Here is a 10,771-nt window from a genome sequence, read left to right on the forward strand (position 1 = left end):
GCCCGCACTACCGTCGAACCGCCCGCGACGGCGCGGGGGAGCACTGCGCACCATCGACCGGTACGACGCGAGGACGACGGAAGAGGGTTTGACGTGGCAACGCTGACCGTGTGGAAGTTCGACACCCCCGACGGCGCTCAGCGGGCGGAGGACGCCCTGCTCGCCCTGCAGAAGCAAGAGCTCATCCAGGTCCAGGACGCGGCGACCGTGTCCTGGGAGGAGGGCAAGAAGAAGCCGAGGACCCGCCAGGCCAACCCCACGGCCGCCGTCGGCGCCCTCGGTGGCACGTTCTGGGGCCTGCTGTTCGGCCTCATCTTCTTCGTGCCGCTGCTCGGCGCGGCCATCGGCGCCGCGACGGGCGCGCTCGCGGGCTCCCTGACCGACGTCGGCATCGACGACGACTTCATCGACTCCGTGCGCAGCAAGGTCACGCCCGGCACGTCGGCGCTGTTCGTCATGACGTCCGACGCGGTGCTGGACCGGGTGCACGAGCAGCTGCAGGCGCAGGGCATCCACGGCGAGCTCATCCAGACGAATCTCTCCGCGGAGGAGGAGTCCCAGCTCCGGGAGGCGTTCCAGGAGGACGTCTGACCGGCCGCCCGTCGCGCGGGGCCTACTCGAGCCCGTCAGCGCGCCGCTCGTCGACCTCGCGCGCGGCGTCCTCGGTGGCCTGGAGGTTGGCACGCCGCCGGTCCGACGTGCGCGGGTCGCGCGCGCCGGGCCGACCGCCCTCCTCGCCGGGGTCGTGCAGCATGTGGGACTCGACCAGCTCGTGGCGCTGGAGGTAGGTGTTGGCGACCGCCTGGATCGTCGCCGCGATCGGCAGCGACAGGAACGCGCCGAGCGGGCCGAACACCGCACCGAACCCGATGACGACGACGAAGCTCACCGCAGGGTTCATCTCGAGCGCACGGGCGGACACCTTGGGGGAGAGGTAGAGGTTCTCGAGCTGCTGGTAGCCGATGATGAACGCCAGCACGCCGAGCGCCTGCGGCGCGCCCTGCGACGTGAGCGCGACGACGACGGGCAGCGCACCGCCGATGTACGTGCCGATCGTCGGGACGAACTGCGAGACGACGCCGACGAAGACGGACAGCGGCAGCGCGTACGGCGTCTGCAGGATGAGCAGGAAGACGAAGGTGAAGACGCTCGACAGCGCCGCGAGGACGATGCGCGAGTTGATGAAGTCGGACACCTTGACCTGCGTGATCTCCCACAGCCGCAGCACCTCGGCCTGGCGGTTCGGCGTCAGCCACCGGCAGACCGCCGCGCGGAACCGCGGCCCGGCGGCGAGGAGGTAGTAGGTCACGAGCAGGATCGTCAGGGTGGCGAACACCCCGCCGAGGATCGTCGAGCCGACGAGGAGGGCCCCGGACGCGACGTCCTGGCCGAACTCGTTCGCGGCCTGGCGCAGGAGGTCGTCCGAGTCCGGGACCTGGACGTCGAAGCGCTGCTGGACCCAGTCCCGGGCGCTCGCGTAGAGCGCGGGCACGTTCTCCACGAGCTGGACGAGCTGCTGCACGAACAGGTTCCCGAACAGCGCGAGCACGCCCACGATGACGAGCAGCGAGCCGAGGAGCGCGACCGCCGCGGCGACCCCGCGGCGCCAGCCGTGCCGCACGAGCCACACGACGATCGGCTCGAGCGCGAGCGCGACGAAGAACGCGATGAGCAGGTTCACGCCGAGGCCCTGCAGCGCGCCGAGCGCGTACCAGGCGAAGATGCCGACGAAGACCGTGACGACGGCGAGCGCCAGCGCGCGCGGCAGCCACCGCGGCGGCCGGCGGGAGTCGTGCTGGATGGGTCGGGTGCCGTCGTCCGGCACGCCCGCCCACGGGTCCGGCGGACGGTGCTGGGTCTCGCCGGGCGCATCGTGCGTGGTCATGAGGAGAAACGTAGTGCGCCCGCCGGTCCTCCCGGTGGTGGCGTGCCGTCGCTCGCGGATGCCGTCCGTCGCCCGTGGTGCCACCATCGACGTGACCCGAGGTCCGATCGTCCGCTCAGTCCCCGAGGAGGGACGTCATGGTTCGTTCGTCGCAGGTCACAGGTTGGGTCGGCTGGATCTGGTTCGCGGGCATCGTGCTCGTGACCATCGGCTTCTTCAACGCCATCAGCGGTCTCGTCGCGGTCTTCTCGCCGGACAGCCTCGTGGGCGTCACCGAGGCGGGCGTCGTCGTCCTCGACGTCTCGGCGTGGGGCTGGATCCACCTGGTCATCGGGATCCTGCTGGTCCTCACCGGCTTCGCGCTGCTGTCCGGCCGAGGGTGGGCGCGCATGGTCGCGATCGTCCTCGTCGTGCTCAACGCGGTCGCCCAGTTCACGACGCTCCAGGTGACGCCCTGGTGGTCGATCATCACGATCCTGCTCGACGTGTTCGTGCTGTGGGCGCTCGTCGTCCACGGGGACGAGGCGGAGCGGGCAGCCCGTTAGCCGGACCGGACCAGGACTCCAGGAGGCCGCATGTCGACGTCCAAGCCCGCCAGCCCCGTCATCGCCCGGCAGCAGAAGGAGCTGCGCGAGCGTCTGCCGTTCCACGACACCCAGGACGTCGACGACGCGGCCCGCGGTCTGGTCGCACGGCGCGGGCGGGGCGCCGTCACGGCGCAGGACGGCCGCGGCGTGTGGGACGGCGACTCGTACGACTTCCTGGACGGCGACGCGCCCGACACGGTCAACCCGAGCCTGTGGCGGCAGTCGCAGCTCGTCGTGCAGCAGGGCCTCTACGAGGTCGTCGCGGGCATCTACCAGGTGCGCGGGCTCGACCTGTCGAACGTCACGTTCGTCGAGGGCACCGAGGGCGTGGTCGTCATCGACCCGCTGATCTCGACGGAGACCGCCGCGGCGGCGCTCGCGCTGTACCGGGAGCACCGTGGCGACCGCCCGGTCACGGGAGTGGTCTACACGCACTCCCACGTCGACCACTTCGGCGGGGTCAAGGGCGTCACGACCCAGGAGGACGTCGACGCCGGACGCGTCCCCGTGCTCGCGCCGGCGGGCTTCGTCGAGCACGCGGTCGCGGAGAACGTGTACGCCGGCACGGCGATGTCACGCCGCGCCGGGTACATGTACGGCGCGGCGCTCGCGCGCGGTCCGCAGGGCCAGGTCGGGGCGGGCCTGGGGCAGACGACGTCCACCGGGACCGTCACGCTGATCCCGCCCACGCTCGAGATCACCACGACGGGCCAGGAGGAGGTCGTCGACGGCGTGCGGATGGTCTTCCAGATGGCCCCGGGGACCGAGGCGCCGTCGGAGATGCTGTTCTACTTCCCCGACCACAAGGCGTTGTGCGCCGCGGAGGACGCGACGCACACCCTGCACAACCTCCTGACGCTGCGCGGCGCCCTGGTGCGCAACCCCAACGTCTGGGCCCGGTACCTCACCGAGACGGTCGATCTCTGGGGCGCCGACGTCGAGGTGGTCTTCGCCTCGCACCACTGGCCGACGTGGGGCAACGAGCGCGTCGTGGAGTACCTGGCGCTGCAGCGCGACCTCTACGCGTACCTGCACGACCAGACCCTGCGGATGCTCAACAAGGGACTGACAGGCCCGGAGATCGCCGAGGAGATGGAGCTGCCCCCCGCGCTGGAGGGCGCCTGGCACGCGCGCGGCTACTACGGCTCGGTGAGCCACGACGTGAAGGCGATCTACCAGCGCTACCTCGGCTGGTTCGACGGCAACCCGGCGCACCTGTGGGAGCACACCCCGGTGGAGCGGGCGAGGCGCTACGTCGAGCTCGGCGGCGGGGCGGACGCGGTCGTGGAGAAGGCGCGCTCGGCGTTCGAGTCGGGTGACTACCGCTGGGTCGCGGAGATCGTCAACCACGTGGTCTTCGCCGAGCCCGGTCACGCCGAGGCGCGCGAGCTGCTCGCCGACACGTACGAGCAGCTCGGCTACGGCGCCGAGAACGGGACCTGGCGCAACTTCTACCTGTCCGGCGCGACGGAGCTGCGCGACGGGGCGTTCGGCACCCCGACGCAGACGGGCTCGCCCGACATGGTCGGGCAGCTCACGCCCGCGATGCTGTTCGACGCCCTCGCCGTGCGGGTCGACGGACCGCGCGCCTGGGACGAGCGGATCGCGGTCGACGTCGTGCTCACGGACACGGGCGAGCGCTACCGGCTCCGCCTCGCGAACGGTGTCCTGACGCACAGCGCGGCGCCCCAGCGCGAGGACCCCGACGCGACGCTCACGACGACGCGCCGCGCGCTGCCCGCGCTCGCGCTCGGCGGTCTGACGACGGACCGGCTCGCCGAGGCCGGGATCGAGGTCTCCGGCGACGCCGCGGTGCTCGCGCGGCTCGGCGCGGTGCTCGACCCCGGCGACCCCGACTTCGCGATCGTCACGCCCTGACCCCTCGCGCGAGCCCGGGACCTCTCAGTCGTCGAGGCGGGGCGGCAGGCCGAAGAGCGGAAACCAGGCCGCCGTGTCGAGGAACGCGTTGATCGCGACGACGCGACCGCCGTCGTGCTCGATCACCTGCAGCGCCCACGGCTCGTAGCCGCCGCCCTCGGCGCGCCGGTACTGGCCGAAGCCGAACGTGCCGTTCACGGCGACCGGGATCAGGCGCGAGCCCTCGCACTCCCACCCCGGGCCGACCATCCAGCGGACGATGTCGTCCGTGCCGCGCATCCACAGCGGGTACGGCGGCATCGACAGCGTCGCGTCCGCGTGCAGGATCGCGACGAGCGCGTCCATGTCGTACCGCTCGAACGCGTCGAGGTAGCGCTCGAGCAGCAGCTTCTCCTCGTCGCCGAGCTGCTGGGTGCTGACGCCCGCCCCGGCACCGGGTGCGTCGCCGTCGCCGTCCCGGGCCGCGTCGCCGTCGACCCCGGAGCTGTCCCAGTGCGCGCGGGCCGCCATGGTCGCGCGGGCGCGCTGCAGCGCGCTGTTCACGGACGCGACCGACGTCTCGAGCAGCTCGGCCACCTCGGTCGCCTGCCAGCGCAGCACCTCCCGCAGCAGGAGCACGGCCCGCTGCTTCGGCGGGAGGTACTGCAGCGCCGCGACGAACGCGAGCCGGATGCTCTCGCGCCCCACCGCGACCTGCGCCGGGTCGCCGTCGTGCGGGAGCACGCGGTCGTCGGGGACGGGCTCGACCCACGTCTCCTCGGGCAGCACCTGCCCGAGGTTCTCGACCTCGGCCGGCTGCGGGCCGCCCAGGCCCATCGGACGCTCTCGGCGCTTGCGGTTCCCCAGGGCGTCGAAGCAGACGTTCGTCGCGATCCGGTACAGCCACGAGCGCAGGGACGAACGGCCCTCGAAGCGGTCGTAGGAGCGCCACGCGCGCAGCAGGGTCTCCTGCACCGCGTCGTCCGCCTCGAACGCCGAGCCGAGCATCCGGTAGCAGTAGCCCGTCAGCTCACGGCGGTAGCCGTCGAGGACCAGGTCGAGCTCGTCGCGCCCGGGGAGCGTCGCCGCGGGGGCCGTGCTCGAGGGCGTGGAGGGAGCGTCCACGGGGCGGTCGACAGGAAGGACGACGTCGGTCATGGCGGTTGCCTCTCCGGGGGAGCGGTGGGGACGTCCGGGCCTCGTGTGGCCCAGACCACACGCTACCGCCGGGTCCTGACAGTGCCCAGGGCCGGCTCGGCGACCGCGAGCTCGAACCAGACCGTCTTGCCCGCGCGGGGCTGCTCGCCGTCGAGCGCGACGGCGCCGGGCTCCCCGTCCCAGGCGGCATGGACCGCGCCGTCGTGCAGGTCGACGCCCCACCGCGCCGAGCAGCGCTCGAGGAGCTGCACCCCGCGTCCCCCGGGCTCGTGCGGCTCGGGGGAGCGCATGCGCGGGAGCGTGGTGGACCCGTCCCGCGCGCCCACGCGCAGCGTCCGGTGGCCGACCTCCACGTCGACGTCCACCGGCCCGGCGGCGTGCTGCACCGCGTTGCTCAGCAGCTCGCTCGTGAGCAGCATCGCGACCCGGCGGACCGCGGGGTCGATGTCGCAGCTCTCCAGCACGTCGTCGACCCAGCGCCGCGCCGGGCCGATCGCCGCCGAGGTGTGCGGGACCGTGCGCCGGGCGACCGCCGGACGGCCGGGCCGGGGCGCGCGCGACACGGTGTGCCGCACGCGCAGGGCCAGGACCGCGACGTCGTCCCGCTGGCCGCCGCCGATGAGGCTCCGCACGAGCGCGTCGGGCAGCCCGTTCGTCGCGGTGCCGGCCTGCTCGGCCAGCGCCGCGCGCAGTGCGGAGAGTCGTTCCCCGTACGACGTGCCGCGCCGTTCGACCAGCCCGTCCGTGTAGAGCAGGAGGGTGTCGCCCGGGTGCAGGCGCGTGCGGTGGTCGTGGCGGGCGACGCCGGGCATCACGCCGAGCATGAGGTCGGCCGCAGTGTCGAGGGTGTCGACCGTGCCGTCGGCGCGCAGCACGAGCGGGGCCGGGTGCCCGGCGTTCGACCACGTCAGCTCGAACCCGTCCCGGGTCCGGTCGAGCCGGGCGACGAGCGCCGTCGCGCTCGCGTGCAGCGCGAGCCCGCGGTTCGCGCGGTCGAGCAGGCGCAGGAGGACGGCGGGCGGCTCGTCCTGGCACCACGCGAACGTGCGCAGCATCGACCGGAGCTGGCCCATCTGCGCGGCGGCACCCATGTCGTGGCCCGTGACGTCGCCGATCATGAGGACGAACGCGTCGTCGTCGAGGACGACCGTGTCGTACCAGTCGCCGCCGACCTGGTCGGTGCGGCGGGCGGACGCGTACGTCGCGGCGAGCTCGGCGTGCCGCACGACCGGGAGCTCCGAGAGCATCGCCGCCTGCAGCGTCGTCGCGGCCCGGTGCCGCTCCTCGAGCAGCCGCACCCGGTCGAGCGCGTGCGCCACGTACGACGCGAGGGTCATCTGCAGCTGGCGGGCCTCGTCGTCGAAGTCGACCGGGCGGTCCCACGCGAGCGCGACGACGCCCAGCATGCGCGCGGCCGACGCCACGGGCAGGAAGGACCGGGCCTCGACGCCGTCGTCGCCGATGAGCCCGGCGGCCTCCGGGAACGCCTGCGCGTAGGCCGCGTGGTCCCGGAAGAACAGCGGCGTGTCGGACCGCGCGGCGGCCGCGGCACCCCGCTCCTCCTCGACCCGGATGCGGCGGAACGTGCGGGGGAGCCCGGGCTCCAGGTGGTCCAGGCTCGTGTACGTCAGGCGCGTGCCCGCCGGGTCGAGCAGCGCGAGCCCTGCGTACCGGGCGCCGATGGTCCCGACGATGGCGGCGAGCTGCTCCGCGACGTCGTCCACCGACTGCGCCACGGCGAACGCCTCGGACAGCTCCAGCAGCAGGCGCGTGCGCCGGGTCGCCGTCCGCGCGACGCGCTCCAGGGCGAGCGCGCGCTCGTGGGCGAGGCGCAGCCCGAGCTCCGCCGTGCACGCCGCCGCGAGGTCCTCGAGCGTCGCGAGCTCGGCGTCGACCCACGCCCGCGGCCGGGCGTCCACCGCCGCGAGCGCCCCCACCGCACGCCCCTGCGGGTCGCGGATCGGGAAGCCCGCGTACGCGACGATGTCGAGCTCGTCGATCCCCTCGTTGTCCGCGAGGCGCGGCACCTCGCGCGCGTCGGCGACGACGAGCGGCTCGCCGCCCTCGACGACGTACCGGCAGAACGAGTGCGACAGCGGGGTGCTGCGCAGGGCCTGGTAGGGCGAGGGGAGACCGGCCGCCCCGGGGAGCAGCTGCTGGTCGTCCAGGACGAGCGTGACGAGCGCCGCGGGGACGTCGAGCTGCCGCTGCACGAGGCGCGCGAAGCGGTCGAACGACTCGTCCGCCGACGGCGTGGCGAGGCCCGCGTCGACGAGCTCGCGGATTGCCTGCGCCTCGGTCATGGTCCATTATCTGCAGGTCCTGGGCCTGGACGGCATCCCGAAGCCCGTTTGCTGATGACTTGTCGGGTGAATCGTGCCCGTTTCATGCACTGTTTGGTGCATCGGGGTGGCGGTCCGGTCGGCGCTCAGGTACCGCCGCGGGCCCGCAGGTCGGCGATGGCGTGCTCGGCCCCGTCGGCGTCGAGGTACGTCCCGCCGCGCACGAGCGGGACGAGCCGCGTGCCGCCGGCGTCCTCGTCGGTCCCGCGGCCGGGCCGGGCCTGCTCGAGCAGGAACCGCCGCACGAGCGGGTGGCCGGTGGGCACGTCGAGGTCGCGCACCTCCTCCGGGGCGAGGCCGTCGACGAGGACGGACAGGGCGCGCAGGGAGTTGCCGTGCCCGACGACGAGCAGCGTCTCGCCGCGCAGGAGCGCCGCGCGCACGCCGTCCCAGAACGGCCGGAGCCGGTCGACGACGTCGGCGAGCGACTCGGTGTCCGGGCGGAGCGCCGCACGGGCGTCGTCGGGGAGGCGGGCGAGCACGGCGTCGACGTCCGCACGGGCGGGCGCGTCCGGGGCCAGCGGCGGTGGCCGGTGCGCGTACGAGCGGCGGTAGCGCCAGAACGCCTCCTCGCCGTGCTCGCTGCGCACGACGGCGCGCGGCGTGTCCGTGAACGCGCCGTAGTGGCGCTCGACGAGCCGCCACGCGACCTCGACGGGCGGCGGGCCGGGGAGCGCCTCGGCGACGATCGCGGCCGTCGCCGAGGCGCGCACCAGCGGTGACGTGATCACGCGTCGCGGAGTGAGCTCCGGGTGCCGCACCAGGGCGTGCGCGAGGAGGTCGCCCGCGCGTCGCGCCTCGTCGACGCCGCGTTCCGAGAGAGGCACGTCGAGCAGCCCCGTGAACCGGTCCTCGGCGTTGTACGTGCTCTGCCCGTGCCGGAGCAGGACGAGGATCCCGGGCCCGCTCGCGGCGCCCCGTGCGGCAGCGGCGGGACGGGCGGCGGCGGCATCGTCGTCGGGCACGCGGTCAGCGTAACCACGGGTGCGATCGCTGGCCCTTCCAGGACCTCCAGCGGCTCAGACCTCCAGCAGCCCGCGCTGGTGCGCCAGCGACACGGCCTCCGCGCGGCCGGATGCGCCGAGCTTGGCGAGCACGTTGGACACGTGGACGCTCACCGTCTTGGCGGAGATGTACAGGCGCTCGCCGATCTGCCGGTTCGTCAGCCCCTGCGCGACGAGCTGCAGCACCTCCTCCTCGCGCTCGGTGAGGACGGCGGTCGTCGAGCGGCGCACGCCGGGCAGGTCGAGCCGGGCGCGCCGGGCGAGCGAGCGGACGGCCTCCGCGAGCGGCGCAGCACCCATGTCCTCGGCCTCCTCGAGCGCCTGCGCGGCCTGGGCCACGAGCACGACGAGGTGGTTCGCGCCGTGGGCGAGGGCCGCGTGGTAGAGCCCGCGCGACTCCTCCGCGACGACGACGGGCTCGCCGCCGACCTCGACGACGAGCGCCTGGCCGATGGGGAGCACCGGCGCCGGGCCGGTGACGGCGAACGTCGTGCCCTCGAGCCGCGACAGGTCGAGCGACGTGCCGGTGAACGTCATCGCGGGGTGGATGGCGAGCGGGATCGCGCCCGCGGCGCGCGCGGGGTCGAGCACGCCGGCGCCGTACCGGCCCGACGTGTGCACGACGATCTGCCCCGGCTGCCACGCGCCCACGTCGGCGAGGCCCCGCACGAGGCCGGGCAGCGCGTCGTCGGGCACGGCCAGGAGCGCGAGCTCGGCGCGCTCGACGACGTCCGGGACCTCGAGCACGGGCACGCCCGGCAGGAGCGTCTCGATGCGCTCGCGCGACGCCTCCGAGATGCCGCTCGCACCGACGACCGCGTGGCCGGTCGCGCGCAGCGCGCTGCCGAGGACCGCGCCGACGCGGCCGGCGCCCACGACGCCGACGCCGAGACGCCCGGGGCGGGAGCCGCCGCTCGCCGCGGTCACGCCGTCGCCTCCTCGGTGCGGGCGTCGTCGAGGGGCACCTCGTCCCGGCGCATCCACAGCTCGGGACCCTGGTGCGCCCGCGCCTCGCGCGCCCGCACGGCCTGCGTGTCGAGCAGGCGTGCGGCGTCGTGCGCGTCGAGGTGCCACGCCTTCGGCGAGATCGGACCGGGCGTGGAGTGCACGGTGAAGGTCGCGACGTCGAACCGGCGCTGCAGCGGGCCCTGCTCGAGGCCGAGCGACTGCGTGCGCTCGTGCGGCACGACGACGAGGCTGCGGAACACGCGGCCCGAGCGCAGCACGAGCGCGCGCTCCGTGACGCTGAAGCCGTTGCGGCGCCACGAGACCGGGTCGAGGAGCCGCGCGCGGCGCGGGCTCACGACGAAGTGCTCGCCCGCGTCGAGGCCCGACAGCCCCTCGTCGAGGAGGGCGCGCGGGTCGCGCGTGCCGAGGTCCGGCAGGACGAGCCACAGGGCGGCGAGCGCCTCGTCGCGCGTCCCGACGGGGAGCAGGACGCTCTTGGTGTCGGTGCCGTCGGTGCTGATCCCGTACCCGGCGACGTTGACGTCGACGCGCCACCAGTCCGGCCCGCGCCAGAACGGCCCCTGCCGCAGGCGCACCGCCTGCACGCGACCCGGCGGGATCGTCTGGGAGCGCGTCTCGAGCAGGCCGTGCCGCAGGCGGATGCCGTCCGGCGAGATGGCCGAGCGGAACCCGAACTCGCCCGTGAACCGCTGGAAGAGGTAGCCGCCGAAGCCCAGCACGGCGGGCAGCGCGCTGAACAGGATGCCGATCTCGCGCGTGCCGACCACGACGCCCACGATCCCGAGGACGCCGAGCACGAGGCCCATCGTCGAGCCCGACCGCACGAGCGACGCCACCAGCCGGCCCGGCTGGACGGCGGTCACCGGCTGCTCGGGCGCCTCGAGCGGGGCGGGCGCCACCGCCTCGTCCGTCCCGGGAGCCGCCGCGGCGTCGACCGTCTCGCCGGCCGCAGCCGCTGCGGCTGCCCCG

9 protein-coding genes are annotated in these 10,771 nt (G+C 74.4%); 3 read left to right on the forward strand and 6 right to left on the reverse strand.

Annotated features, from left to right (window positions below):
- Positions 1–93 precede the first annotated feature (93 nt).
- The gene (locus JZ5iCDA_RS12160) at positions 94–591 is read left to right on the forward strand and encodes a DUF1269 domain-containing protein (protein ID WP_069387416.1); all 498 of its coding nucleotides are present in this window, start codon (positions 94–96) and stop codon (positions 589–591) included.
- Between the two features lie 22 nt (positions 592–613).
- Here the strand turns inward: JZ5iCDA_RS12160 and JZ5iCDA_RS12165 are convergent, their stop codons facing one another.
- Positions 614–1,885, reverse strand: coding sequence for an AI-2E family transporter (locus JZ5iCDA_RS12165; protein WP_069387417.1), 1,272 nt, complete (start codon positions 1,883–1,885; stop codon positions 614–616).
- Between the two features lie 137 nt (positions 1,886–2,022).
- Between JZ5iCDA_RS12165 and JZ5iCDA_RS12170 the strand changes: the two genes are divergently transcribed.
- Positions 2,023–2,430 (forward strand): DUF7144 family membrane protein, encoded by a 408-nt coding sequence (locus JZ5iCDA_RS12170; RefSeq protein WP_069387418.1) that lies wholly within the window; start codon positions 2,023–2,025, stop codon positions 2,428–2,430.
- A 30-nt stretch (positions 2,431–2,460) separates the two neighbouring features.
- Positions 2,461–4,350 carry an alkyl/aryl-sulfatase gene (locus JZ5iCDA_RS12175; protein ID WP_069387419.1) on the forward strand — a complete coding sequence of 630 codons (1,890 nt, stop codon included), beginning with the start codon at positions 2,461–2,463 and terminating at the stop codon, positions 4,348–4,350.
- Positions 4,351–4,374: 24 nt separating this feature from the next.
- Here JZ5iCDA_RS12175 and JZ5iCDA_RS12180 read toward each other — a convergent pair whose 3' ends face one another.
- From JZ5iCDA_RS12180 to JZ5iCDA_RS12200, 5 genes are all read right to left on the reverse strand, one after another.
- Positions 4,375–5,487 carry a sigma-70 family RNA polymerase sigma factor gene (locus tag JZ5iCDA_RS12180; protein ID WP_083259963.1) on the reverse strand — a complete coding sequence of 371 codons (1,113 nt, stop codon included), beginning with the start codon at positions 5,485–5,487 and terminating at the stop codon, positions 4,375–4,377.
- A 62-nt stretch (positions 5,488–5,549) separates the two neighbouring features.
- Complete coding sequence (locus JZ5iCDA_RS12185) at positions 5,550–7,790, reverse strand: SpoIIE family protein phosphatase (protein WP_069387420.1); 2,241 nt, start codon at positions 7,788–7,790, stop codon at positions 5,550–5,552.
- A gap of 125 nt (positions 7,791–7,915) precedes the next feature.
- A complete protein-coding gene (locus JZ5iCDA_RS12190) occupies positions 7,916–8,794 on the reverse strand; it encodes a 2,3-bisphosphoglycerate-dependent phosphoglycerate mutase (protein ID WP_083259964.1) in 879 nt (292 codons plus the stop codon).
- A gap of 54 nt (positions 8,795–8,848) precedes the next feature.
- Complete coding sequence (locus JZ5iCDA_RS12195) at positions 8,849–9,760, reverse strand: DUF2520 domain-containing protein (RefSeq protein ID WP_083259965.1); 912 nt, start codon at positions 9,758–9,760, stop codon at positions 8,849–8,851.
- Positions 9,757–10,771 (reverse strand): PH domain-containing protein (locus JZ5iCDA_RS12200; protein ID WP_171905372.1); only part of this gene is annotated, 1,015 nt, incomplete at its 5' end. The genes JZ5iCDA_RS12200 and JZ5iCDA_RS12195, both read right to left, overlap by 4 nt.

The sequence above is a fragment of the Cellulosimicrobium cellulans genome (genome assembly GCF_001722485.1).
In the GTDB taxonomy this organism is placed as follows: Bacteria; Actinomycetota; Actinomycetes; order Actinomycetales; family Cellulomonadaceae; genus Cellulosimicrobium; species Cellulosimicrobium cellulans_A.